Source organism: Geobacter sp., from assembly GCA_009684525.1.
Taxonomy (GTDB): domain Bacteria; phylum Desulfobacterota; class Desulfuromonadia; order Geobacterales; family DSM-12255; genus Geoanaerobacter.
On record WKKR01000004.1, the window covers coordinates 259,083 to 285,523 of the forward strand.

The window sequence follows — 26,441 nt, forward strand, 5'->3', positions numbered from 1 at the left end:
ACAACATTTCTCCTATTTTTTTACCTTGAGCATACAGGCCAAGTCGAATTTTTTCGCCTTTACCCCTGCAATTTCATATTGTTCAGACACTTGCAATTCAACAGAGGAAAAATCATCAGTTGCCATCAAATTACGCATAAACTCTGCGATTAATTCCTCATTATATGCAACTCCGCTCATTGAAACAGATACCTCTTTTTCACTGTATTTTGTGAGCCAGAGTTTTTCCGGCACAGCATCACTCAGCCGCGCCAACCTGCTTGCAGGACCTATTTTTTCTTTTCTAAGCTGGTTAAGCACATCAAGCTTTTTCTTCACATCAGCTTGAAGTTTCTTAATGTTATTAATTTCGCCTATCTTTGCCTTAAGAGTCTTCATCTCAATTTCAGATTTGCGAATTTCTTCTTTAGTCGTACTTAATTTCGCAAGTGTAACCGCATACACTGCACCACAACAAACAACAACCCCGATTATGGAAAGAAAAAATATAGATATTTGTTGCTGTGCAGTCTCTTTTTTCTTTAATGCTCTAACTGGGAGTAGATTTATTCTTACCATTTGTCACCGTGCCTCCTTGTTGCCAGCCCCAGTGCAACAGTCATGAGAGGCCCAATTTCCTGGAGATATTCAGGGTCAAACTCTTTATCGTTATATTTGATTTTTTGGAAGGGATTCAATAATTCGACCGGAAGACCAAGTCGATCTCCAACTGTAGATGACAGCATAGCCATCTTTGCACACCCACCACTCAAGAATACTTTGGTGATTCGACCTAATTCTCCCGCATTTGAGTTGTAAAAATCTAAAGATCGTCGAATTTCAATTGCTAATGTATCATTAATTCTACCTGTAACATCCGTGAGTTGCCCTTCTCCAGGAGAGTCACCCGTCAATTTGATCCTTTCAGCCTCATCAGAGCCAAGGCTATAATATTTTTGGATCTCCTCAGTGTATAGATTCCCCCCCATTTGAACATCACGGGTAAACAACGAGACCCCTCCCTTGACTATATTGAAATTCATCATACTGGCGCCAATATTGATCAGGGCATAAACATCTTCAGGGTCGGCATCATAATTGAACTCAAAAGCATTCTGCACTGCAAAGGAATCTACATCCATTACGACTAATTTGAGACCTGATTCGTTAAACACCGTAAGATAATCATCGATAATATCTTTCTTGCTAGCAACAAGCAGAACATTCATTTTTGTAGCATCGATATCTTCTTGTGGTAATAGCTGGAAATCTATGTTCACATCGTTAATGTCAAATGGAATATATTGTTCTGCTTCCCAATGTATCTGTTCATCTAACTCTTCTGGTGGCATAACAGGGAGAGAAATCTTTCTAATAATTACAGAATTCCCTGATATTGAACTAGCGACTTCTTTATCTTTCAAGTTAAGGCTCTTGATGAGCTTTTTTATTGTTTCAACAATTGAGGAACTGTCCATAAGCGCATTATCAACAATAGCCTCAGCAGGCAAAGGCACCAATCCAATGTTTTGCAGCAAGTAACTGCCCTTTTGCTGCTTCAGTTGAACCAGTTTGATTGCACTGGAGCCAATGTCTATTCCGAGGATATCTTTCTTCTTTTGGAATAACATATGAGTTCCCATTCCCCTGTATTAATCCTCAAAGACCTTTGCCCTGTCTGCTAGAGAAAAGCCTAAGGCAAGGATAATCTTTCTCTTGGTTTCCAACCGGCAATCCATACCCCGCTCGATTCGGTCTATAGTTACTGGAGAAACTCCCGCCTGCCTCGCAAGTTCGGCCTTGCTAATCAACTTAGCTTCTCGGATTCTTTTCAAATTGTTCTTCAATTTCATGACATATTCCACTGTCCGTCAGTATTATCAATATGCCTGAAATCTATCCAAATTAAACAAATTGTCAAGATATTAAATGCAATTATATTTCACCTAAACATACACTAATAGAAATTGTCGACTGTGCACAGGCGATTACGGCCAAATAACAACAATTTTTCTTGACATCACGGAAAGGGCAGGGCGTCGTCAGAAAAGGATTTATGGTGGGAGTTAAGTTTGTTATCGGATCGTTGGCAGCATTCTTTAATGCAAATTTTCACAATAAATTGCCCAGCGACTGTAATGCTTTAATATGCATATAATGCGGATATATTTGCTTGCTCCTGAGAAGTTGTTGAACGTTCCCCCTGAACTTCGATGCGATAAATATAAGGAAAATGTTGAGGGGTTAACACTGGAGTACTTTCAGCAACACCTGCGCCCTCAAGTTGTAAACCACTTATGTCAGTATTACCCTTCACGGTATCTATGATTTTGGTGTATATCCGATACGAATCACCACTGCTTGCCTGTAAGTTAAATGTCAAATCCGGACCTTGTTTAGGATTACTTGCCTGGCTACATCCAGAAGGCCATTGGCTGGCAGGCTTCGTTAACTTAGCTTGCAGGCATTTCTGAGAAGCTGTCACCTGTAGCCCCACACCGGAAAAGTCATTTTGCACCTGCGTCACCAAGGTACTGCTAGAGTAGTTCCTCATGATCGTCGGGATGACATCCTTCAAGACAATTTCAGCCCCCCCATGGGAAGCTTCCAGAGATGTTCTGTACCTTTTTTGAGCTCCTGATAAGGAAACCCCTGCAGTTATCATGTAAAGCAGAGCCAATATCATGGTCAAGGAGATCAGCGTTAGCATCAACGCTGTCACCAAAGCAATGCCTTTCTCTTCTTTTATCTTTTGAAGGTTCATGTTCTACCTGTCACTGGTTGCTGGTCAAGTTCTTAGGCCTGACAATGATCCGTTGAACTCGCCAACGGTAATTCAGCATATCACTCGTAAGTGTATAATTCCTGCTGAGACTCAACTCTCCGACGTCCCCCAGTGCGATGGGGCTCGGGCTAGTATAATTCAGGTCCTTACGTCCATTTTGGACAAGCAGATACACTTTGACTACTTTCAGATTCGCTCGAATACTTGCTGCGTCACCAAGAGCTGTTGTAACTTCGGAACCCGTTGCCTCGCCCAAAACACCTGAACCGTCTGCGTTCGAATAAGTATCAATCAAACCATCCGTACCAGCTACCCCACCATTTTTCAGGTCCCAGCCATAAATTACCTGCATGTCGGCCACACAATCCACTATAGGGATATAAGAGAGCTTTCCATCTCCATGGTTAACTGTTGTCTTGTACAGGATGCCGGTTTTAGGTGCACAGGCACTGGGCATACTGCCGATTTTTGATGGCTTGCTGACAAAATAGTCGGTACGGTTGAAGGGCATCCTGAGGTCGTCACCATCTACTATACCGTAGACAAAGTGGACTTCATTCGGGCTTTTGGGTGCAAAATTATTAGATCCCAGGAAATTAGGGTTGTATGTTGTTGCAAAATATAACTTATCAGTAACATCAGCAATGGCACCATCGACGACCAATCGGTTGGTATAGGTCCCATTGGAAAAAACACGGTTCAGAACAATGCTCCAGGCATTATTCTTGATGTTTTCCGCAGCAGAAGGCCACACGTGCGGTTTTGGGGAGTCTGAGGAATAGTTGATATATGTCCATCGCTGAGGCGTATTGCCTCTCCCTACTGAAGATCCCCGTATAACGAGATAGTCAGTTCCATCGACGACATTATAAGTATTGCCTGTCTCACTACCGGAATCCGATATCCCGGCAAGGTTATTCCCCGAAGAAAACGCTCGTGGTATCCCGCTCGGAGCATCATTATACGTGCTGGCAGGTGTGTTCGCTGCTTCTGCGTATACCGGAGCAGTCGCGGGAAACTCATAGGGAATGCCGAACCCTGCTTGTTGGAGATCATGACGTAACTGTTCAAGACCAATCATCCCTTCGATATTGCTTTCTTCGCTATGCATCAACCGTGACGATTGTTTGAGAATAAGATTGAAGGAATCAGAGGAGATCATCACGACAACGATGAATATCGCCATTGTTACAATTAACTCTACAAGAGAAAATCCGTGCTGGTCTTTTAGCATACAATGCCCATTACCCATCACTGTTGGGATCTGGTGATGACTGAAGAACCACCATAAGAGTGTCGATTACCTTTGTATCTCCAGGCGACCTGGACATCCACCTGCTTTGAGTTAACTGATACCGAACTGCCGATCTTTGTTACTGAAAAATTACGAAATCCAGTTAGGACTTTCCTCTGTACAAGGTAACTCTTCGTGGTTGTCGAAATTGCATCAAAACCGATCTGAGAACTCCCCTTAGCAAGATCCTTAGCTATTTCTTCATCTGCAATGACCGATGCTTCCTGCCTAAGATCGGAAGTCATATTGCTCTGTATTGAAACGTTCACAGACTGCAGCAACCCTAGAAGTCCTACTGTCAGAATGACAATGGCTACCAGAAATTCGACGAGAGTAAAACCCTTTTGATCAATACTCACAGGTTCCACCATTCATTTTCCCCATATTTGCTCTCCCAATCGAGAGCACAATACAATCGTAACTAGCTCCTGAACCGGTCGGGTTAACGACAATCGTCGCTCCGCTGTCCGCAAAGCCGCGTGTATCAAATAGATAGTGCTCCCCAGAGAAATCTGCAGACGGCTTAGAAAGACGGTACTTTACCGGTCTAAATGCAATCACTCGTCCAGCAAACTTATTCTCGTTCTCGGTGCTATAATTCTTCAATACGTACTGGTTCGGTTCCAAAACAATACTCTGTTGTTTTTTCGTATGGATTGCGTCAAGACGCAGTCGGTTGATATCGGTATAGAGTTCCCTTGTTTCACGCTCAATCTGTGACTTTACATTCCATGAATGAAAATTCATTGTGCCAATTGTCAGAAGAATTCCGATGATGGCTACCACGACGATGAGCTCGGTGAGCGCAAACCCCCGCATTGATCCATATGCGTATGCCATTTTTGCACGGCAATTCGAGTTCACCATAAACTTTCACCAATACACTTCCCAAGCATTCGGATCATCGCTCCTGCATGTGCAATAGTCGTTTCACTGGTCTGGGGTTAGTAAGAAGTGACAATCCTTGAGCAGTTGGCGGGACACCGGAAATTGCCGTTGCAAGTCGTCTGCCGTCATACCCTTTATTTGTCGGATTATTAAAGGCATCCTTAAGTGATATTTCAGCAAAAGCCCCTGTAGAAACTTGCATAAGAGCCCTGCCCTGCATGGCAGCAGAAGGGGGAACCCCGCCAGTATCATAACGCAACGCCCATACGAGCGAATCACCACCAAATTTACAGATGTCGGCACTCGGCTTAAATGTAGTGAAAAATACCGCCCCACTACTGGAAGCAATTGGATCGGTAATAACCCTCTCTGTCAACGAAACACTGTCCTTCGGATCCAAGGTAACAAACCATCCGGCGGAACTGCCGGTAATGGTAGCAGAAGGACTCGTTGTTGCATCTCCGGTCTGGTCTGTCAGTGTCCCTGTTGCTGCATCGGTACAGTTTTTGTCTAGATCATTATAAGTGCCACCGCCTACAGCGGTTAGCATAGTCCGATTCGCAGTAGAGTAACAGGGTTCCTTAACCCCATAGAGTTGCTGACGGGTTGTTGAAAAATCATCCTGCTTATAGAAAAAACGACCCGTCCCAAAATAGACCCAAAGATTGTAGTTCTTCCGATCTTGCAACTTCGTCACAGCTGTCGTGACAGGACCGACATCATTAATCAAGGTACTGACAACCCAGTCATTCGGGTTTCTGCTTTCTTTAGTCTGCAGACGCAATACTCCGCCTTTCGTCCAAGTATTTGTCGTTGTATCCTTCTGCACATACCCAATATATACGGCATCGTCACTGTAATAACCTAATGAAGAAGCATTATTTCGGTCAGCATCGATCACACTCGTTGCGAGAGATCCGGCAAAGGCATTGCTCGGGAGAGCGTTCCCTGCAAAATCAGTGGTGATAGTCCTAAGCAGTACCCCTGTGGCAAGATCGACCACAAAGATTCTGAGCTGTTGATCCGATTCCCCCTTGAATTGATGTAGTGACGTATCAATTGGTCCTGTTGGCCCAGATGCAAATACGGCAAACCATTTGCCGTTCTTGGAATGATCTGGATTTGCGGTATCGTTGCCTCCTACGTCCTTAACCTTTGCGCTTATGCGCACAATTGCCGGACCGGTTGTAGAATAACCAAGCGTACCCGGAGATCCGGTGTCTCCATAAAAATCCCACATGTATAAAGGGTTAGCCGGATCAGTCACATCAAGTGCAAAATACGAGGAATACCCGACACCGGTAATAGGTGTTTTCACACAGGCTGCTGGAGCAGAACAAGCATTGGTAGTTGGTTTTGCAGCCCCACCAAAACCCATACCGCCCACGAGAACGGTTCTCCACGTCGATGCCGACTTCGCACAATCCGAATAATCCAAAGCAGAATCACATCCAGTAGGTTTACTTATACTGGCATCGATAATGGTAGAGGTTCGGTCAACATAATAGAGATGGGAATACTCGGGATCCGCCAAATATTTCAGATAGGGAAGAGCTTGTTTGGGGATAAATGCCCATTCTTCTTTCCCTAAATTGGAACTTGTGGTAGCCGTGCTGCCGTCAGCATCTACTATCTTCGCCTTTGCATACGGATCCGAAATCTCTTTGAGTATACCAAGCTTAAAAGCATGGAGCATACCATCGTTGCCGCCAACCAACACCATTCCACGGTTCTGGTAGGTTGTCGACTTGGTGAACGACTCGTACGTCGTATCGTTATAGCCGGTTGGAGGATTAAGGTTATAGTTATTCAATTTAACATTGGAAACCAGTTTCGGCGTCGATGACACAATATCACCCAGCTTCCATTCCCTTAGGCAGGTACCCAACCCACAGCCCAGAATAGAAACTTTACGATTGCGGTACCCACTCTGATCCGTACCATGGATATAATTGATGATCTTCGTGGCCTCGGCACCACGCTCAGCATTAGTCCCCGCAGGAACCTGCAAAATATCCCACGTAGTTGCATCATTGGGAAGACCGTTAAAATTCTGCATGCTGCTACCCGAGGTTGAATTGAAGCTTGTATATATGGTTCGAGGTGAACTGGTCAGATCGCGCGACCAGAGAAGGCTCCCAGCTTTCCAAAGACTGTTAACATCATCCGGCGACACGGTGTCCAACGGCGATGTTGTATCATCTGCAGCACCATCACCGTTTGCGTCAAGAAAACGCTTAACCAGGGTCTGATTTTGCGAAGAATCGAAGTAATACTGAACCACATGGTCGTTTTTAAGATGCATGGTATTGCTATGATCTGTATCTTCACGGATTGACGTCTTTTGCAGGTTGGGGTCGAGGAAATACCAGAGATTCTGCATTTCGCCGATCCAGTTGACCTCGGTATTGTTGTCGAACTGCTTCTTTGGATAGAAAACCGCCTGCACTAGGTTAGCTCCACTTCCTTCACTATTATTCAGAATTGACGCCGCCGTTCCGGAAGCGACTCTGGCAAGTATTGCCTCTAACGCCTTTCTTAACTGAGTTTCCAGCATAAGAGGGTTGACCACCAGGAAGTAATTGTCAGGTTCGCCATCACCATCCTTGTCCCATTCTGCAGCCGTGTCAGGTTTGTCATTGCCATTGATGTCCTGGAACCCCCCCCACTTGGCCGCATACCAAAGAGGACTTTTCAGGAAATTTGAAGCAGACGCAACCGAACTCACTGTGAATGTCTTGGACCACTCAAGTGACATATCAGCAATAGTCGACGGAGTGTCTCCGTCAGCGACAGCATCCGCATCCCGAACCGTAAGATAGGCTCCATCTTCTGTTGTCCCGCTTACGACGAACCCCATAACCTGGTCAATAGATCCGGCTGCATACTCTGATTTAAGACGAACTTCAACCCTATCTGTACCAACTGGTGTAATTTCGTAAAGGACTATGGCATCCATATCGTGATCTGCGCCCTGCTCCACATCCTCAAAATTGATTCTGAAGCGTGCATGTGTGACATTGTTACTTGAATCATAGGTAACTTCATCCACATAAAAATCAACGATTTGATTGGAAGGACAAAATGCATCTGAAGCGCAATTGGTTATATGTGCTCCATTTGTATCTGTTGTAACCGTGCATTTGTCATAACAAGACGTCTTGACACTTGAACTCCCGCTTACCGACTTGCCAATGGGGACCAAGGTGACATATTTACCTCCCACCTTGACCTTAATGTCAGCAACTGGCGAAGAAAGTGCGACCACGAAAGTATTAATGTTGGGCTTGGCAGCTTTATTGAATAGATAGGAATGGGCATAATAAGCGACTGCAGCTGAATAATATGACCCCTTTTTAGTTGGTTCTTCAGGGCAAATACCATTGGCAAGGCTGAAATCGCTGATGAGTTTTGAGGAACACATGAAATCTTTATCTGCCGCAACTCCGTTATCGCCAATAAACCAGTTATGCCCCGTAATCCCTTCGTCCGTGCCGATAGTATCCATAAGTGAATTGATGAACGACCTACCACTCGAAACGTCGCCGATACCCAGATGAGGGGCTCGTGTATCTTCACTTACCGAAGCGAAACTTGTTCCGGGGAGTTGGTCTCCGTCATAACTGGTATTTATATCGGAAAGGAGCAAAATAAACGGCTTCGCACAGGAAGGGAAAATTTCATAAGGTTGGTAAGAGTCGCTGCCGCTCTTATATCCCCAATCGGGTTTTGTCAGAGAAATGCCCGCATCGGCAGTTGCCGTAACGGTGAATGCCACTGTCGACTCTCCCTTGCCTGCAATGTAGCGAACTCCCTCATAGAGAAGCTCGGCCATTGGATTTCCCCAGTTACGGCATTCACCCTCCTGGAGGGAGCGTGTGGTTATCCAGCCGCAATTCCCTCCGTCGGTGGTGTTTGGGTAAGAATTGCTGCTGTAATCGTAACCCACGATATGTAACCGATCAAAGGTGAGGACAAGGTTGCCGCGAGTACTTTCAGATGACTGGAAATAACCATTGACTTGAGTCTCATCCTCAATGCCGCTGAAATTTTTCCGGAGCATGCCTCCGCTCATATTTTTAGTGTAAGTGTCGGTCATAAGACCGAAAAACATAGTAGCCCGATCAATGCAAATCCCTTCGGTTGTCAAGTCACACTGCGAGTCAGAGTTACATGTTTTGGCAAGAGCCCGCGAACATACTTTCCCGCCAAGCCGCTCACCAAATTTTTGCAACAACCCTGAGGGCTTCCATTCCGGCGAAGCGACCGTGCCATAATTACGGCAGTAATTATTGAAATAGTCTGTCCGAGGATCGGAATCATTACAGACTTGGACCCGGACCTCAAAATCCTCAGGTGAAACGGTAGTTCCATCAGCCATGGATGTATCGCAGACCGGACGCTCTTTAGATGCCCAGTCCCAGATCCGTTCCGATCGGTTCTGTAGCCTGCGCAAGAGGGGGGCAGTATTGAGGTTCAGCGACGTACTGCAGAAAAGGTGCTGTTTGGCGGTACCAGTAACAAATGTCCCCACTGACGGTGTCCCGGAAGTAATGAAATCAGTCGTTTTAATACTCGGGAGGTTCCCTGTCGTGATAGTAGGTGCCCGTAATGTGAGAGTTGCCGCCCCCACGATTGTCCATGCAGTTGCCGTAGTAGAACCTGGGAGTTTGTACCAAACTCGTACCCCTTCCTGTCCAGTCACATCGGAATGTCTGGCAATTAGCCTGTGATAACCGGCTCCCAGCGTGATCGTGGCACGCTGGGTTGTAGAACAAAAATCCGTGTTATCCGCCTTCGGTTTTTTGTTGTACGCATAACAGCTACCATGAGCACCATAATAACTTGCCACAACAGCCCCATCGATCTCCAATTCGACACCATCGTCGCCATCTACAGCAAATTGCCAATCTCCGGTTAACCCGGTTGCATCAAATTCAGTAACAGCAAAAATATTCAGGTAATTTCCATTGTCATACCTGCCATTGGTTTCGGTGGAATCAAAATCTGTAATGGTTTTTGGATATCCAGCCTGCAGGCTTCCCGGTTGGTATGAATTGAGCAGATTGGCATGGTCAGTTCCAGCGGAACTGTTGGTGTGGTTATAGCGGGCAACGAGAATTTTTCCTACCTGATCCCAGGGGGCAGTCGTGGTTGTGCTGGTCACCGGGGCATCGGAAGGGCCGATACCAATGAGATTGATCGACTTGTCCGTGCAGGTATAGCCTGACGCGCAGTCGTCACTGGTCATGCACATATTGGTATAAGGTAATGTCGCAGTGGCATTGTAGCAAAGTCGCCCTGTGACCTCCTTGCCCCAGCTATGGGCGTCATGGGGGACGTTAACCCGCTCAAGAACGGTTGTTGTACTGTCTGTACTGCGATGGCCTCCGTAAAGCACCTTGCGGAGCACATCCATACGCGACATGGTCAGCCAGTTGAGGATATTGCCACTCCATTGGGATGCGGCACAAAACTTGTTGGTTGCAGCCCCAATAGGCTCGAAATTAGCGGTGCCTGTATTGTCATAGGTATAGCAGACATCGGGGTCGAAATATCCATAATAGGTAACGGAATGCTTATAGGTAATTTCCAGTTTGCCGTCTTCATCAAGATCGGCAGCATCATTGTATGCCTCATAATAGAGTTTGTGCTCACGGCCAGTGGAAAACATCACCAGTGGAGGTACGCTCTGAGCAATAAACGGGGGTTGAATACAATAATCATTCATAACCGCAGCATCAGCACTGTGCGACATGATCAAATTGCCACATAAGATCAGAAACAGTCCATAAACTGTAATAATTTTTAATGCTTTCATTTTTTCCACTCCTCTATCACGATCTGATTGACCGATGCGCCCTCAACCCGCACGGTCACAGAGAGACCACGATACACATCACTCAGCTGTGCTTTGTGTTCGGTAAAAGCACCTTTGTTCTGAGTCTGTGACAGGACCTGGATCTTATATGCTAGAGGGAATTCCCTTCCATCAACATTGATGCTACTATCAGATATGCTTCGCACTAACCCATTGAAAAAATAATGCTTTGAACGTGCCTGGACAGGCAAACCGACAACCAGCAACAAAAACAATATTATAACAACTCTCATGGTCCTCTCCTCGTCCTTACTCAGCTTCTCCTTGGATCAACCTACGCAACTTACCCGCTTCATAGAAACCGGAAATCATTCTGCCATCTGGGAGAATTAAGGTAGGGGTCACTCTGACTCCCAATTTCTCACCAAGTTTGATCGACTCGTCCACAGGTTCTTTCGAGTCTTTCTCCCCAGGCGTTGGGAGCTGTTCTCCTGCAAATGCCTTATCCAAAAGATAGGAAGTCCCCGCACCGAGAATAACTCGAGCCTTATCGTACGCAGTTGGGTGCATCTTCAACGGAAACATCTTCACGACAATTTCCAAATCAGGCTCCATGTAAACCAGTTTCACCAGTTCCCAATGGAGTTTTTTGCAGAACGGACAATCTGGATCCGTGAAGACAAACAGTTTCTTCTTCCCCTCAGGATTACCAATCAGGATAGAATTTGATAGAGGAATGGATGCAACGTCGATCTTTGTTTTGATCGTCGTGGCCTCAGGCTCAACAGATGATTGATTGACTATTTTCTTGGTTTCCAGCGAAAAAATAGGGCCGGGCAACAAGTGCTTTTTGGCATAATCCACATAGGCTAACGCCTGTTTCCCTTTATTCTCAACAGTGACTTCAAAGAGCCCCCGAACTACTGCTTGTTTGATCCCTTTTACTTCGCCAACCCCGGCGAGTAATTTGTTTGCTTCATCGATAGTCAGGGTATGGCAGCTGCTACAATCACTTCCGGAACGATTACTCCCGTCAGTACATTCCTCATGGGGCATTGCGAATACAGACACTACCATAATCGCGAAAAAAAACACCGCTGCTATTCCAGTCCGAACCATACTATTCCTTTCGTCACATTCAGGAGGGATATTGAGCAGTTAATTTTATCCAACCGTACGCGATGCTTAGCAACCCCGGTGCCAGATAAAACAACTCCATTACCAATTGTAATTACACCATATTTTACACACCACACACAGCAAGGCAAACATACATCGCAAATTTTTCATAGCACCGACCAGAAATCCTCGCAGATATTACATACTAAGCCCTATTCCATGCCAAACTCCTTGATCTTATAAAGCAGGGCACGGTGACTGATCTCAAGTAACTTTGCCGCATGGGTCCTGTTCCCTCCGGTCTTTTCCAGAGCACGGCGGATGAAATCCCGTTCCAGCAACTCTCCTGCCTTTTTGAGAGAGAGGCAATCAGCAGGAATCATATCTGCAAACTTTCCGCGCACACCCCCGCGCAACTTTTCCGGAAGCGCATCAGGGGTAAGAAGCATTCCTTCACAAAGAATAAGACCGCGTTCGATCACATTCTCCAGTTCGCGGACATTCCCTGGCCACGCATAATCCATGAGCAGCTGTAATGCAGCCTGGCTGCAACGGACACCAACCTTGCCAAACCTTTCCCCATAGCGGTCGAGAAAATGGTCGACCAGAAACGGAACATCCTCGGAACGTTCACGCAAGGGGGGCAGGGTCAAGGCAAAGACGTTGAGTCGAAAGAAGAGATCCTCTCGAAACCTTCCTTTCAGAACATCTTGCTCCAAATCACGGGACGTGGCTGAGATAACCCGAACATCAATCTTGCGGGCATTGGCAGCACCAACCCGCCTGATCTCCTCTTCCTGCAGAACTCGAAGTAGCTTTACCTGCAGAGCCAGCGGCATTTCACCAATTTCGTCCAGGAAAAGCGTCCCACCATCCGCCTGTTCGAACAAGCCGGCCTTATCCACTGAAGCATCCGTGAATGCTCCCTTTACATGGCCGAACAGCTCGCTTTCCAGCAGGTTCTCCGGGATCGCGCCACAGTTGACCCCGACGAATGGCCCCTTGCGGCGAATGCTGTTGTAATGGAGGGCTTTGGCGATCAGTTCTTTCCCTGTCCCTGACTCTCCGAGGATCAAAACCGTGGTCTTGAAATCGCAAACCTTTTTCACCAGGGCAAAGATATTCAGCATGACGGGATTCTTGCTCACGATTCCCGAAATGCCGAACTCCCTGTTCACCGCCTCCTGAAGCTGGCGGTTTTCCTCTTTGAGACGCTCCCGTTCCTCGGCCTTCTTCAGCACCAGAGCAATCTCGTCACTTTTGAACGGCTTGGAAATGTAGTCGTAAGCTCCAAGCTTCATGCATTCAATGGCCGTATCCACCGTGCCGTAGGCTGACATCATGATAATGGTCGAGGTTGTGCCGGACTGTGTTGCCAGTTGCAGGAACTCCACACCATCGACAACCGGCATCTTGATATCACAAAGGATAAAGTCGTAGGCATCCTTTATGACCCGATGCAAAGCTTCTTCGCCATCGGACGCAAGTTCAATGGCATAACCCAGCTTCTGCAGCATAACCCTGAGCATGTGCCGCAGATTTTCTTCGTCATCAACCACCAGTATCCGTTTCCGTTCCCGGTCTTTCACCCATCCTCCTTCAACGTTGGTCCTGGTCATCATCCACCACCGGAAGCCAGACGGTAAAGCAGCTCCCCTCTCCGACGGTGCTGTTTACGGTAATCCGACCGCCAAATGAATCAATGATCCGCGCGGCAATGGATAATCCGAGCCCGGTACCTTTTCCAGGCTCCTTGGTAGTGAAAAAAGGGTCGAAGATCCGATCGAGATTCTCCGCGAATATCCCCTCCCCTGCATCGCGGATATCGATCCTGATGCAGGGGAGGGAAGCGTCGTCCCCTGGAAGCGACCTACTGAAGATTCCACCGAAGTCGTCACGTCGTCGGCCCCTGATGACTCCTGAATACGCTTCAGACATGCGCTGGATGTTCATTTCCGCACAGTTGGCCCGTACCTCAATGAGGCCGCCATGGGGCATGGCATCACGGGCATTGATCAGCAGATTGATGAGCACCTGCTGCAACTGGAATCGATCGAGATAGAGTTCCGGCAGACCAGCCGCAGCTATGACAGTTGTGGTGATGCTCTTGAAAGCCCCCTGGCCAGTCAAGAGCGCTACTGTTTCATCCAGAAGCCCTGCAACCTGGACATGCAGACGTTCGCCATGCGCTGGTTTGGCATAATGCAATAGATCACGGACAATACGATCGATTCGCCCTGCATCCTGCTCAATCCGCACGGCATAATCCAATTTTTCCCGATCGCCGGCGAGTTCTTCCCTGAGGATGCCTGCGTAGCCGATGATCGCAGCCAGGGGGGTGCCGATTTCGTGGGCAGTTCCCGCTGCAAGCAGCCCCACTGAGGCCAAACGTTCCGAACGGAGGGTTTCTTCACGTGCCGCCTGAAGTTGACGATTCACCTCCTCAAGAGAACAGACGTGCCGGTCGACTTCATCCCGTTTGGTTCGCAGCGACTCGAGCATCGCATTGAACGAATCAGCAAGCTCTGCTATTTCCGTACTACCGGGGACATGCACCTGGGAGCCGTAATCGCCTGCGGCTATTCTCTGTGTGGCGGACAGAAGCCGTCGCATGGGAGCAACAACGATCCTCCGCAGCGAAAGATAGCCAAGGCCGAGCAGCATCAGAAAATCGATGGCGAAATAGGCATGGAACAACCGTCGCGACCTGGCAAGACGTTCGTGCTCGCTGGAAAGCGTCAGGGCAAGTCGCGCTGCCCCGACCCTTTTCCCCTGGAAATTCATCGGAGCATAACAGAGAATCTCGGTCCCGCCTCTGGCGACGACCGTTGCATCGCTTCCATCCCGCAAAGTTTGCCGGAGTCGCGGGTCTGATCCTCTTCGATCGGCTAATGAATAGACCGTACAACCGTTCTGGTCCACCAGCACAAATCCATTGAAGCCTTCGACATCTGCCAGCGATCCGACCAGATCGGGGCTCATGGATTGATTTCGCCCGGAAGTGGTCAGAGGAGCCGGGACCGCACGGAGAACCATGGCCAGCAATGCCTTGCCGGCTTCACCTTTCATGGTGTACAGGTCCTTCTCTGCTGTTGTGAAGGCAATGATACTCAGGAGAAGCCAGGTGAGGATCAGCAGGGATGCGAGGGCAGCCAGGATAGTAACAGTGAGGCTTAAGCGAAAGATTTTCATGGGTTCGCTATCCCCCGGGCAATGCTCCCAGGCTGAGATACCAAGTTATGATCCGATTCCCGTAAAATATATACAGGATAGCACCGAACGCAAGAAACGGTCCGAAGGGGATGGCAAGCTTGGCATCCCTGCCGCGGGCCAACATGAGCGAAATACCGATCACAGACCCCACCAGCGAAGCACTGAAGATGATGAACGGGACGGATCGCCAACCGAGAAACGCCCCCATCATTGCCAGCAGCTTGATGTCGCCCCCACCCATGCCTTCCTTGCCGGTAAGCCACTGATAGCCGTACGCAACGAGAAGCAGACTCCCCCCCCCGGCAATGATGCCGATCAACGAGTTCTGCCATGAATGCCCATGAATGACAAAGGAACAAAGGAAACCGATCACGATCCCAGGAATACTGATCACATCGGGGATGATCTGATGCTCCAGGTCAATGAATGTAATGACCACCAGCGCACTGCAAAAAAAGAAAAGCACGAGAAAGGCAGGTGTTGATCCAAAACTGCGAAAGAGAAACAGGGTGAGCAGCCCATTGATCAGTTCAACCAGTGGGTACTGGGCAGAGATCCTTTCCCGGCAGGAACGGCACCGCCCCCTGAGCAGGGCGTAACTCAGAATCGGGATGTTGTCATACCAAGCAATGGCACCACCGCACCGAGGGCAATGAGATGCCGGGAATACCACCGACTCCCCCCGGGGAAGACGGCTGATGCAAACGTTCAGAAATGATCCCACAACGGCACCAAACAGAAACACAACGATCTGGATACTCAGGACAGAACTCACGTGACCCTCAGGTGAATGACGTTTGCAGTAAGGCAACGCCCAGTATACCGGAACATCCGGCAATTTCCAGGGTATTCGAGTCTACAGGAGGTAAGGTGCCCGGCTGGTTCGTTTGGCTTGATGCAAATATATATTCATTTCTTGGAATATATGCTACTGTCTCTTCCATAAGGAGACACTTCTATGAAAGACATATTGCTACTGCTGGGTTTTCTGGCCTTTTGGGTGGTGCTGCAAAAATATATTCTGCCACGCCTTGGCGTACAGACCTGAATGTCCGATTCCTGCGACCTCGGGGACCGAGGTAAAAAAAAGAAGGAACCATAACGGAAAAGGGCCGTTCCATTTGGAACGGCCCTTTTTTGACACACGATCAGTCGAACGAATCAGCGAGTCGATTCCTCCAGAACCACCATATAGCCATCGGGATCGAAGCACCAGAGATCCTTGATACCATAGGGCTGCTCTTCCAGAGGGTAGAGTATCTCCATCTCCTCCTCCAACAGCGCCTGGTAGATATCATCCAACCCGGTAACCCTGAAATGCAGTGTTGCCCCTACCCCCTTGGGAAACATGGCAAATCGCTCTTCCAGGACCGGATGGACCTTCAGCACCGTGGCTTCCTCGACGAATATCAATTCCCATCCGTCCAACTTCATCTCCAAATGCTCAGGAGCACCCAATACCGTTACGGCCCGACGCACGGGAAGTTCAAGGATGCCGACATAAAATGCTTCCGTCGTGGAAAGATTGGCAACCGTCAACTGGATGGAAACCTTCGGTACATGGCGGCTCAACCGGTTCACCCCCCGAATATCTTTAAGGAGAATCGTCCCAAAACCGTCAGGTAGTTGGTAAAGATCATAACACCAACGACAATGAGGAACAGACCGGTTACGATCTCAAAGATCCGGATATGCTTTTTAAACCGGTTGAACAGGACGAGGAATTTGTGCATGGCAAGCGCAGAGAGAAAAAACGGGATAGCCAGCCCCATGGAATAGGTCAACAGCAGGGCTATGCCGTGGTAGACCGTGTCTTCCGTGGCGGCAACCATGAGGATCGAGGCGAGGATCGGTCCGATGCAGGGGGTCCAACCTGCGGCAAAGGCAAGCCCCACCAACAGACTCCCCAGATAACCGGCAGGTTTGCGTTGGATACTGACCCGTTTTTCCCCCAGAAGCGCATGAATCGGCACGAGCCCGGTCACATGGATGCCAAAGATGATAATGAGCACCCCACCGACCTTTCTGATCAAACCCATATGCTCTTGCAGAAAACCGCCGATGAAGGTGGCAGACGCGCCGAGAAGCACAAAGACTATCGTAAATCCCGCAATGAACAGCAGCGAATGAATGATTGTCTGCTGCCTGACCTTGTGGGCAGGATGCTCCTCCTGGAGATCGGCAAAGGAAAGACCGGTAATGTAGGTGATATATGACGGTATCAGGGGAAGGACGCAGGGGGAGAGAAACGAAAGAAGCCCTGCGAAGAACGCCCCGATAAAGCTGATATTGCCGGATTCCATGTACGCTCCGATTCGGTCCTCTGCTACTGGGTGGTCAGTTCGTTGAAATAATTGATTACCTCGGGAGCGCTCCAATCCAGGCCGCCGATGAATTTTTTCAGTATAACACCCTTCTTATCGATGACAAAGGTTTCCGGAACGCCGGTAACACCGTACATCTTGCCGATGCTCTGGCCAGGATCGTTCAAGGCCGGAAGCAAAAATCTGTTCTCCTTAAAGAAGGCATCTACTGCGGGCTTGCCGCCATCGTCAATGGAAACCGCCAGCATCTGAAAAGGCTTGCCAGACATTGCCTGGTTGAGCCTCATCATGGATGGGATTTCCTCCTTGCAGGGAGGACACCATGTCGCCCAGAAATTGAGCATGACCACCTTCCCGCGCAACGAGGCAAGACTTACATCCTTGCCTGAAAGGTCTTTGAGGGTGAACTCGGGTGCGGGAGCACCTACCTTTGCCTCCATGTCCGGGCTCTTGTCCCCTTTGGAACAGCCAGTCAAGGCAACGCAGACTGCCAGCACGATCATCAGTACAATTCGTTTCATCAGCATACTCCCGTCAAATGTTCTTTTCGTTGCTCCTGTGTGGTATAGCTGGCGCCGATACAAGGGTACGCAGGTGTACTTCGGCATGCAGAGCACAGGATCTCAACACTCTATTATGTCAGATATTACGGGAATGCAAGGATATTTTGGAGACAATACAGGAGGGTTACCATGCCCGATGCGGGCACGGCAGGAGTGAACGCTGATACGCGCAGCCTTCAGGGGTACAGTTCTTCTTTGATCTGCTGGCGGATCCTGCGCGTGGAGATGGCTAACGGGAGAACCTGCTCATGCACATGGAGGACATCTTCGAGTGTCACTCCATCGTTGATGATGATATCCTCTCCCCCCAGATGAGTCTTGGCAAAATGCCGTCCATCATCCCGGCAATAGACCAAGACCTGAAAGCTTTCTCCATCTACCTTGACGTGCGTTTCATGAACCAGTTTTCCGTTTCTCATAACATTTCACCTACAATCTGAGCACTTACAGATTTCATATCCTTGTGCATATGCATGCAATATACTAACCAACTATAACAGGTTAATTTCCCGACAGTTATAGGGAAACGCCGTTTGAATGGCAGTTATTTAGCACAAGCGTGCGGGGATTTCGCGAAAGTCAGCGCTGGCGGGTAACCACGTAATCGGAGAGTTCCACAAGAGCGGATTTTACCGAGGAGGGAGAGAATGATTCAAGAGCTTGTTTGGCCCGGTTGGTATATTCTCTGGCCCTGTTCACGGTGAATTCGATGCCACCGTAACGGTGAACCGCATCGAAGACGAACTGGAAATCATCGTCGGACAGCTCTTCGGCTGTGACGATTTCGCCGATCCGCTCCCGCTCGTCGGCAGTACAGAGTTGCAGGGTATGAATAAGCGGAAGGGTTATCTTCCCCTCCTCCAGATCGTGACCGATGCTCTTGCCGAATTCTGCCTGGTTGGCGGCATAGTCCAGCACATCGTCCATCAACTGGAAAGCTATGCCGAGTTGCATGCCGAACTCGCTCAGGTCCTGCTCCAGTTCGGGAGAGACCTTTCCAAGTATGGCTCCGGCCTGGCAGGCCGCAGAAATCAGGACGGCTGTCTTGCACTTGACGACTTCGATATAACGTTCCTCGGTCAGGGAAAGGTCGCTGGTACAGACGAGCTGGAGTACCTCCCCTTCCGCGATCATGGTGGTGGCGCCGGAGAGAACCCGCAGGACATTGAGGTCGCCATCGGCAACCATGAGGGAAAATGACTTGGAGAAAAGGAAATCCCCGACCAGCACCGACGCCTCATTCCCCCAGAGGGTATTGGCGGATGCGATGCCACGGCGGATGTTGGCATTGTCGACAACATCGTCATGGAGCAGGGTTGCCGTGTGGATGAACTCGATGACACTCGCCAGGGGGACGTGACGGTCGCCGCGATACTCGCACAGCTTTGCCGACAGCAGCAGAAGCGCAGGGCGGATGCGCTTGCCGCCACTTGCAAGTACATACTCCCCGACCTTGCGGATCAGCGGCACATCCGATGCCAGATCTTTCTTGAACTGCTGCTCTACCTGTTTAAGTTCATCTCCGATGAGTTCCAGCGCTGTTTCCATGACGTATCCTCGGCTCAATGCTCCGGCAATACTATAGGAAGGGTGCAAGATTTGTCAAAGCATTTCTGGTCGCGAGTTCCCCTCCACCATGCCCGGAAAATTCGCGCATAGAGAGGGCTCATCACCATCGCCGAGAGGGGATTACCGGTGGGACATCACTAGAATATTCAAATGTATACACCATTCACCCTCCTTGAAAAATCCCGACAGACTCTGTAAGATTAAAAATCGGTCGGGCTGAGCCCGTTATCCCAACATTCTCGCGAGGTAGCTTTGATGACCCGATTCATGCAGAACATTCTGACGGTGACGATCTCTCTTCTCCTTTGCGGAACCGCTTTTGGCGCTGGCCTTGCCGAGCGGGTCCAGGAACACATGCTTGCAAACGGGATGAAGCTGTTGATGGTCGAGAGGCACACCTCGCCAACCGTCTCGGCTTGGATACGTTTCAAAGTCGGCAGTGTGGACGAACGGAGCGATGAGCGCGGCATTGCCCACCTCCTTGAACACATGCTCTTCAAGGGGACCAAAACACTCGGGACCAAGGATTATGCAGCTGAAAAACCCCTGCTCGACCGGATCGAAACCACTGCCGAAGCGCTGATGGCGGAAAAGCTCCTGCGCGAAAAGGCAGACCAGCAAAAACTGGGTGTACTGAAGAAACAGCTCGCAGACCTCGAAACAGAAGCGGGTAAATATGTCATCAAAGAAGAGTTTGCCGAGATCTATGCAAAAAATGGCGGCGTCAGCTACAACGCCTTCACCAGCAAAGACGGTACGACCTACCTGATCTCCCTGCCGTCAAACAAGCTGGAACTCTGGGCCGCCATCGAGTCGGACCGGATGAAAAATGCAGTGCTGCGGGAATTCTATACCGAGCGGGACGTGGTCATGGAGGAACGCCGACGTTCCTATGACGCCGAACCTTCGGGCCGGCTCTGGGAAACCTTCCTGGCAACGGCATTCGTTGCCCACCCCAATGGACAGCCGACCATCGGCTGGATGTCCGATATCGAGAATCTCTCCCGAACCAAGGCCGAGAAATTCCTGCATGCCTATTACGCCCCCAATAACGCCATCATCGCCATTGTCGGCGACATCGACCCGGCCAAGACCATTGCCTTGGTAGAACGTTACTTTGCCGACATCCCGCCCGGCAAGACCGTGCCGCCGGTGGCAGTCGAGGAACCGAAGCAGGCCGGTGAAAAACGGGTGGAAATAGAAGGAGACGCCGAGCCGCAGGTGCTCATAGGCTTTCACAAGCCGACACTTCCCAGCCCGGATGATTATGTCTTCGATGTCATCGACATGCTGATGGCCGATGGCCGGACGTCGCGCCTCTACCAGAAACTGGTTGTAGAGAAACAGCTGGCCACGGATGTCGGTTCATTCTCCGCCCCTGGCAGCCGTTACCCCAACCTGTTCGTCATTGCCGCCACCCCGCGCGCACCGCACACGGTACAGGAGGTCGAGGCGGCCATCTACGAAGAGATTGAGCGCTTCAAGACCGAACAGGTCAGCGAACATGACCTGCAGAAGATTCTCAACCGTCTCGAATTCGAAGAGTTCCGGCAGATGGGTTCCAATGGCGGGCTGGCCCGGAACCTCACCGAATATGAAGCAATAGCCGGGACTTGGCGGTACCTCATCGAGCATCGCCAGAAGGTCGCCAGCGTCACCCCCATGGATGTGGTGCGGGTAGCCCGCACCTATCTCGTTCGTGAGAACCGGACCGTCGGCTTCATCACCACGAAGAAAGAGGTCTCCCAATGAGCAGAACTGTCTATTTCCTTACGGCACTTTTCCTGTCAGCTCTCCTGCTCACGGCATGCGTCGCCCAGCAGGTAAAGGCAAACCCCCGCACCATGACATTCCCGCCGCTTGCGTTCGAGATCCCGAAGAGTCAGCGGGTCCAGCTTTCCAACGGCATGACGCTCTACGTCCTGGAAGACCATGAACTCCCCATCGTCAGCATGACCGCCTACGTCAATACCGGCAGCATCTACGAACCCGCCGATAAATGCGGCCTGGCCGGCCTCACCGGCGCAGTCATGCGCAGCGGCGGCACCACCGACTACCCGCCGGAGAAGCTCGACGCAGAGCTCGAATTCATGGCATCTGCCATCGAAGCCAGCATTGGCAGCGATGTCGGTAATGTCTCCCTTTCCACCCTCACCAAAAACCTGGATAAATCCTTGCAGATGTTCAGCCAGGTCATGCTGCACCCCGCATTCAGGGAAGACCGCGTCACCCTTGCCAAAAACCGCACCATCGAAGGCCTGCGACGCCAGAATGACAACCCCAAGGCTGTGGCCGATCGGGAGCTCTTCAAGGCGCTGTACGCCGGGCATCCGCTCGGGCGTTATCCGACAATCGACACAATCCGGAACATCCAGAGGGAGGATCTGGTGGCATTTCACCAACGCTACTTCCATCCCGACCGCACCATCCTCGCAGTGGCCGGCGACGTGAACACCGGAGACCTCGTCAAAAAACTGGAGACGCTCTTTGCCGGCTGGAAAAAATCGGACGAACCCCTGCCGACGGTAGCGACCCCGGCAACGGAGGTTCGGCCCCAGGTCCTTCTCGCCCGCAAGGAAATCAACCAGTCGGCGATCCGCATGGGGCACCTCGGGGTCAACAAGGACAATCCGGACATCTACGCCATCCGGGTGATGGATTACATCCTGGGTGGAGGGTTCACCTCACGGCTCACCACCGAGATCCGTTCCAATCAGGGGCTCGCCTATAACGTAGACAGCCGTTTCGATGTGGGACGCCGCTTCATCGGCACCTTCATCGCCGAAACCGAGACCAAGTCCGAGTCCACTGCCAAGGCCATCACCCTCATGCGTGACATCATCGCCGGCATGACCAGAGCTCCGGTTACCGACCAGGAACTGGAACTGGCCAAGGACTCCATCGTCAACGCCTTTATCTTCGGCTTCGTGAAGCCCGACGCCGTGGTCAACCAGCAGGCACGCCTCGAATACTACGGTTACCCTCCGGGTTATCTGGAAAACTATCGTAGCAACATTGCCAAAGTGACCAAGGAGGACGTGCTCAGGGTCTCCAGGAAATACCTGCACCCCAACGCAATGGTCCTGAGCGTGGTTGGGAGGGAGTCGTCATTCGACCAGCCGCTCTCCATCTTCGGCCAGGTCACCGAGGTCAAGCTCGACGTTGCCGGAAACGGAGCTGCGCCGAAATGACCCGATTCCTTGCCTCCCTTGCTCTCCTTTTCCTGCTCGTTGCCCCGGTTGCAGCCCAGCCACCCGTCCAGCAACCGGGCGTGCCGATCCTCCTCTACCACCGCTTCGGTCCAACCGTTGCCGACGGTATGACCATAACCACGCCGGTATTTGAGTCGCACCTCAAATACCTGAAGGAAAACGGCTATACCGTCATCCCTCTGCGGCGGCTCATCGACTGGTACCAGAAAAAGGCACCGGCACCGCCGGCAAAATCGGTGGTTATCGTCGAGGATGACGCACACAAGACCGTTTATGCCGACATGTTGCCGCTGGTAAAGAAATACCGGGTACCGGTGACGGTCTTCGTCTACCCTTCGGCCATTTCCAACGCCAGCTATGCCATGACCTGGGACCAGCTGCGCGAACTGAAGAAATCAGGACTTTTCGACATCCAGTCACACACCTACTGGCACCCCAATTTCAAGCGGGAAAAGCGCAAACTGCCGCCGGCAGAGTACGCGAAACTGGTGGATACGCAGTTGAAAAAATCGAAGGACAAGCTGGAAAAGGAGTTGGGGGGGAAGGTTGACATGCTGGCCTGGCCTTTTGGCCTCTATGACGACTACCTGCTCGGCAGGGCTGCTGCTGCCGGCTACATTGCCAGTTTCACCATAGAACGGCGCCATGCCGGGGCAAACGATTCGATCATGAAACTGCCGCGCTATCTGCTCATCAATGCCGACCAGGGCACTGCATTTGCCCGGATCCTGGCCGGTACGGCGCCCAAACGGAACATCGTTTACTAACGGTTACCGCTTCTCCCTGGCTGCTTCAGGGCGGTTGAGCGACTCGAACAGCTCAATCTGCTCCTGCAGGGAGAGCTTCTTCCCGGCAGGACATCCCTGACCGAGGCAGAGCCGGCACCGGTCGTCGCTGCACCACTGGCAGAAGTGACAATCCGGGCAGGGGTGCTTTTTCGCCTCCACTTCATCGCCCATGATTCACCGTCCAAATGTTCACGCCTTTTTGCCCAACTCCACCGAGCGGGCCGTGGCAGCGTCCACGGCCTGCATCACCGTCCCGCGGAAGCTGCCGATCTCCAGGGCCTTGAGCCCGGCAATGGTGGTTCCTCCTGGGGAAGTCACCTTCTCGCGCAAGACAGCAGGATGATCTCCGGTTTCAGCCAAAAGAGATGCCGTACCGAGTACCGTCTGCAGGGCCAGGCCAAAGGCGGTCTCCCGCGGCAGCCCGTTTTTCACCCCTGCATCGGACAGGGCCTCGATAAAGGTCAGAACATAGGCGGGCCCGCTCCCCGACAGACCGGTAACCGCATCGATCAGCCGCTCGTCCACCACCCAACACTTTCCTACCATGCCGAAGATGGCCTGGGTTACGGCCAAGTCCTGCTCAAGCGCATGGGCTCCCGGTGCTATGCCGGTGGCTCCCTGCAGCACCAGTGCCGGCGTATTGGGCATGACCCGCACCACCCTGACCGGCTGGAGAAATGCCGCTTCCAAGGCTGCAGAAGGCACACCGGCCATCATGGAAATGAGGAGCTTCTCGGCTGTCAGCTGTGCACTGATCCCTCCCAGGGCTGCCGAAGCGACCTGCGGCTTTACCGCCATGAGCAGCACATCGCATCGTTCGACGACCGCCGCATTGTTCTCGCTGACCTCCACCTGATAGCGGTCAGCCAGATACTCCCTGCGCCTCTGCAACGGTTCGGCAACCCGCAGAGAGCCGGCAGCCACCCCTCCCTGCACCAAACCGCGGATCAAAGCCTCTGCCATGTTGCCGCCACCGATAAATCCGATCTGCTTTCCGTCCAGCATGCCGTGTCACCTCCCCAATGGACCTTGTTCCCTTTCTGCCCAAGGGTATAGAACATTTTCGACAAGTCAACAGCTTTTGCACCGTAACCGCTCCCACGCTTTTCCAGGCAGCAGTAAGGTGCTAAACTTTTAACTTGACAGAATTATCGGTAAGGAATATTGGGAAGGGTCCAGCACAAATACCGGAGGTTGGCATATGAGCAAAGTCCTTATCATCGGCGCCGGCGGCGTCGGTCAGGTTGTTGCCCACAAATGCGCACAGCGCAGGGATATCTTCAGTGAGATCACCCTGGCGTCCCGCACCAGGTCCAAGTGCGACGCCATTGCCGCCCAGCTCGGCAACAGCATCAAAACCGCCCGGGTGGATGCCGACAACGTGCCCGAACTGGTGGCCCTGATCAAAGAGCTCCAGCCCGGGCTCGTCATCAACGTGGCGCTCCCCTACCAGGACCTGCACATCATGGATGCCTGCCTGGAGACTGGCGTCGATTACCTGGACACCGCCAACTATGAGCCTCTGGACACGGCAAAGTTCGAATATTCCTGGCAGTGGGCCTACCAGGAACGCTTCAAGGAGAAGGGGCTCATGGCGCTCCTCGGCTCCGGCTTCGATCCGGGCGTCACCAACGTCTACACCGCTCTGGCAGCCAAGAAATACCTGGACGTGGTGGAGGAGCTCGATATCATCGATGCCAACGCCGGCTCCCACGGCCAGCCCTTTGCCACCAACTTCAACCCTGAGATCAACATCCGCGAGGTGACCGCCACCTGCCGCCACTGGGAAAACGGTGCATTCCAGGAGTCCCCGCCCCTTGCCACCAAGCGGGTCTTCGACTTCCCCGAAGGGATCGGGCCGATGAACATCTACCGTCTCTACCACGAAGAGATGGAGTCCATCGTCAAGCATATCCCGACCATCAAAAAGGCCCAGTTCTGGATGACCTTCTCCGACAACTACCTCAAGCACCTGGAGGTGCTGCAGAACGTCGGCATGACCCGCATCGACGAGGTTGAGTTCCAGGGGCAGAAGATCGTGCCGATCCAGTTCCTGAAGGCGCTGCTGCCCGATCCCGGCAGCCTTGGGCCGCTGACCAAGGGAAAGACCTGCATCGGCGTCATCGCCCGTGGTATCAAAGACGGGAAGCGGAAACAGGTCTACATCTACAACATCTGCGACCACGAGGCCTGCTACCGGGAGGTCCAGTCCCAGGCCATCAGCTACACCACCGGCGTGCCGGCCGTGGTCGGCGCCATCATGATGCTGACCGGCAAGTGGCACGCAGCAGGGGTCTGGAACATGGAGCAGTTCGATCCGGAGGTCTTCCTCAAGGAGCTCGGCCCCATGGGACTGCCGGAGGTGGTGGTCGAAGGCGAATGGCCGGAGCTGTAACGTCTCCAACACCAAGGAGGTATGATAATGAAACGATTGATACTGCTGTGTCAGATCCTGTTCATGCTTTCTCCGCTTGCTGCCTTTGCCGGCGGTCTCGAGGATTTCCTTGCCAGCATCAACATTCAGGCCCGGGCCGATCTGCCGGGGTTTTCGGCAAAAGTCAGCACCCAGTTCGGAGTGCCGGTCGCGCAGGTACAGTCCGTCATCCAGACGGTGCGCGAGCCTGCCGATGCATTCATGGTCTTTCAGCTCGGCAAGATGGCGGGAACAGCGCCGGAACGGGTCGTGGAGATCTATACCCCGAACCGGAAGAAAGGGTGGGGCGCCATTGCCAAGGAACTGGGGATAAAACCCGGCTCCGCCGCATTCCATGCCTTGAAAAACGGGAACCTTCACTTTACCGGTAGTCCGGAGGCGGCATATAACTCTCCCGGCAAAAGCAAAGGAAAGGGAAAGAGCCACGGCAAGGGACACAACAAGTAGCGATT

Annotated in this window: 25 protein-coding genes; 5 read left to right on the forward strand and 20 right to left on the reverse strand. The window is 51.2% G+C overall.

Annotated features, from left to right (window positions below; genetic code table 11):
* Nucleotides 1-12: 12 nt before the first annotated feature.
* The 18 genes from GJT30_14445 to GJT30_14530 form a co-directional block, all read right to left on the reverse strand.
* Entirely contained in the window at nucleotides 13-558 is a 546-nt protein-coding gene (locus GJT30_14445) for a fimbrial protein (GenBank protein ID MSM40811.1), read from the reverse strand.
* Nucleotides 552-1,610 carry a type IV pilus assembly protein PilM gene (gene pilM, locus GJT30_14450; protein MSM40812.1) on the reverse strand — a complete coding sequence of 353 codons (1,059 nt, stop codon included), beginning with the start codon at nucleotides 1,608-1,610 and terminating at the stop codon, nucleotides 552-554. Before pilM ends, GJT30_14445 begins: the two co-directional genes overlap by 7 nt.
* Before the next feature lie 21 nt (nucleotides 1,611-1,631).
* On the reverse strand, nucleotides 1,632-1,832 hold the full coding sequence (locus GJT30_14455; GenBank protein MSM40813.1) for a helix-turn-helix domain-containing protein: 201 nt from the start codon (nucleotides 1,830-1,832) through the stop codon (nucleotides 1,632-1,634).
* Nucleotides 1,833-2,122: 290 nt separating this feature from the next.
* On the reverse strand, nucleotides 2,123-2,743 hold the full coding sequence (locus GJT30_14460; protein MSM40814.1) for a hypothetical protein: 621 nt from the start codon (nucleotides 2,741-2,743) through the stop codon (nucleotides 2,123-2,125).
* A gap of 10 nt (nucleotides 2,744-2,753) precedes the next feature.
* Entirely contained in the window at nucleotides 2,754-3,998 is a 1,245-nt protein-coding gene (locus tag GJT30_14465) for a prepilin-type N-terminal cleavage/methylation domain-containing protein (protein ID MSM40815.1), read from the reverse strand.
* A gap of 17 nt (nucleotides 3,999-4,015) precedes the next feature.
* Entirely contained in the window at nucleotides 4,016-4,429 is a 414-nt protein-coding gene (locus tag GJT30_14470; GenBank protein ID MSM40816.1) for a prepilin-type N-terminal cleavage/methylation domain-containing protein, read from the reverse strand.
* Nucleotides 4,407-4,925, reverse strand: coding sequence for a prepilin-type N-terminal cleavage/methylation domain-containing protein (locus GJT30_14475; protein MSM40817.1), 519 nt, complete (start codon nucleotides 4,923-4,925; stop codon nucleotides 4,407-4,409). The genes GJT30_14470 and GJT30_14475 overlap by 23 nt, the downstream gene beginning before the upstream one ends.
* A 34-nt stretch (nucleotides 4,926-4,959) precedes the next feature.
* Nucleotides 4,960-10,767 carry a pilus assembly protein PilY gene (locus GJT30_14480; protein ID MSM40818.1) on the reverse strand — a complete coding sequence of 1,936 codons (5,808 nt, stop codon included), beginning with the start codon at nucleotides 10,765-10,767 and terminating at the stop codon, nucleotides 4,960-4,962.
* The gene (locus tag GJT30_14485) at nucleotides 10,764-11,060 is read right to left on the reverse strand and encodes a hypothetical protein (protein ID MSM40819.1); all 297 of its coding nucleotides are present in this window, start codon (nucleotides 11,058-11,060) and stop codon (nucleotides 10,764-10,766) included. The genes GJT30_14480 and GJT30_14485 overlap by 4 nt, the downstream gene beginning before the upstream one ends.
* Nucleotides 11,061-11,076: 16 nt before the next feature.
* Nucleotides 11,077-11,886 carry a thioredoxin fold domain-containing protein gene (locus GJT30_14490; protein MSM40820.1) on the reverse strand — a complete coding sequence of 270 codons (810 nt, stop codon included), beginning with the start codon at nucleotides 11,884-11,886 and terminating at the stop codon, nucleotides 11,077-11,079.
* A 212-nt stretch (nucleotides 11,887-12,098) separates the two neighbouring features.
* Nucleotides 12,099-13,505 carry a response regulator gene (locus tag GJT30_14495; protein MSM40821.1) on the reverse strand — a complete coding sequence of 469 codons (1,407 nt, stop codon included), beginning with the start codon at nucleotides 13,503-13,505 and terminating at the stop codon, nucleotides 12,099-12,101.
* Complete coding sequence (locus tag GJT30_14500) at nucleotides 13,486-15,078, reverse strand: HAMP domain-containing protein (GenBank protein MSM40822.1); 1,593 nt, start codon at nucleotides 15,076-15,078, stop codon at nucleotides 13,486-13,488. The genes GJT30_14495 and GJT30_14500 overlap by 20 nt, the downstream gene beginning before the upstream one ends.
* A 7-nt stretch (nucleotides 15,079-15,085) precedes the next feature.
* A complete protein-coding gene (locus GJT30_14505; protein MSM40823.1) occupies nucleotides 15,086-15,862 on the reverse strand; it encodes a prepilin peptidase in 777 nt (258 codons plus the stop codon).
* Nucleotides 15,863-16,260: 398 nt separating this feature from the next.
* A complete protein-coding gene (locus GJT30_14510; protein ID MSM40824.1) occupies nucleotides 16,261-16,671 on the reverse strand; it encodes a VOC family protein in 411 nt (136 codons plus the stop codon).
* A 5-nt stretch (nucleotides 16,672-16,676) separates the two neighbouring features.
* Nucleotides 16,677-17,402, reverse strand: coding sequence for a cytochrome c biogenesis protein CcdA (locus GJT30_14515; protein ID MSM40825.1), 726 nt, complete (start codon nucleotides 17,400-17,402; stop codon nucleotides 16,677-16,679).
* A gap of 23 nt (nucleotides 17,403-17,425) precedes the next feature.
* A complete protein-coding gene (locus GJT30_14520; protein ID MSM40826.1) occupies nucleotides 17,426-17,944 on the reverse strand; it encodes a redoxin domain-containing protein in 519 nt (172 codons plus the stop codon).
* A 218-nt stretch (nucleotides 17,945-18,162) separates the two neighbouring features.
* Nucleotides 18,163-18,405 carry a hypothetical protein gene (locus GJT30_14525; GenBank protein MSM40827.1) on the reverse strand — a complete coding sequence of 81 codons (243 nt, stop codon included), beginning with the start codon at nucleotides 18,403-18,405 and terminating at the stop codon, nucleotides 18,163-18,165.
* A 160-nt stretch (nucleotides 18,406-18,565) separates the two neighbouring features.
* On the reverse strand, nucleotides 18,566-19,534 hold the full coding sequence (locus GJT30_14530; GenBank protein MSM40828.1) for an octaprenyl diphosphate synthase: 969 nt from the start codon (nucleotides 19,532-19,534) through the stop codon (nucleotides 18,566-18,568).
* A gap of 276 nt (nucleotides 19,535-19,810) precedes the next feature.
* On the opposite strand from GJT30_14530, the gene GJT30_14535 reads away from it, so the two are divergent.
* Genes GJT30_14535 through GJT30_14545 form a run of 3 tightly spaced genes read left to right on the forward strand, consistent with a single transcriptional unit; the run spans nucleotide 19,811 to nucleotide 23,534 of the window.
* Entirely contained in the window at nucleotides 19,811-21,307 is a 1,497-nt protein-coding gene (locus GJT30_14535) for an insulinase family protein (protein MSM40829.1), read from the forward strand.
* The gene (locus GJT30_14540) at nucleotides 21,304-22,746 is read left to right on the forward strand and encodes an insulinase family protein (GenBank protein ID MSM40830.1); all 1,443 of its coding nucleotides are present in this window, start codon (nucleotides 21,304-21,306) and stop codon (nucleotides 22,744-22,746) included. Before GJT30_14535 ends, GJT30_14540 begins: the two co-directional genes overlap by 4 nt.
* On the forward strand, nucleotides 22,743-23,534 hold the full coding sequence (locus tag GJT30_14545; GenBank protein MSM40831.1) for a polysaccharide deacetylase family protein: 792 nt from the start codon (nucleotides 22,743-22,745) through the stop codon (nucleotides 23,532-23,534). The genes GJT30_14540 and GJT30_14545 overlap by 4 nt, the downstream gene beginning before the upstream one ends.
* Before the next feature lie 3 nt (nucleotides 23,535-23,537).
* On the opposite strand, the gene GJT30_14550 is transcribed toward GJT30_14545, so the two are convergent.
* Together GJT30_14550 and proC are read right to left on the reverse strand one after the other, a co-directional pair.
* Nucleotides 23,538-23,726, reverse strand: coding sequence for a hypothetical protein (locus GJT30_14550; protein ID MSM40832.1), 189 nt, complete (start codon nucleotides 23,724-23,726; stop codon nucleotides 23,538-23,540).
* 18 nt (nucleotides 23,727-23,744) lie between these two features.
* Nucleotides 23,745-24,560, reverse strand: coding sequence for a pyrroline-5-carboxylate reductase (gene proC / locus GJT30_14555; protein MSM40833.1), 816 nt, complete (start codon nucleotides 24,558-24,560; stop codon nucleotides 23,745-23,747).
* 196 nt (nucleotides 24,561-24,756) lie between these two features.
* On the opposite strand from proC, the gene GJT30_14560 reads away from it, so the two are divergent.
* Nucleotides 24,757-25,950: a saccharopine dehydrogenase family protein gene (locus GJT30_14560; GenBank protein ID MSM40834.1), complete on the forward strand. Its 1,194-nt coding sequence runs from the start codon at nucleotides 24,757-24,759 to the stop codon at nucleotides 25,948-25,950.
* 27 nt (nucleotides 25,951-25,977) lie between these two features.
* Entirely contained in the window at nucleotides 25,978-26,436 is a 459-nt protein-coding gene (locus GJT30_14565; protein MSM40835.1) for a hypothetical protein, read from the forward strand.
* The last annotated feature ends 5 nt before the right edge of the window (nucleotides 26,437-26,441 follow it).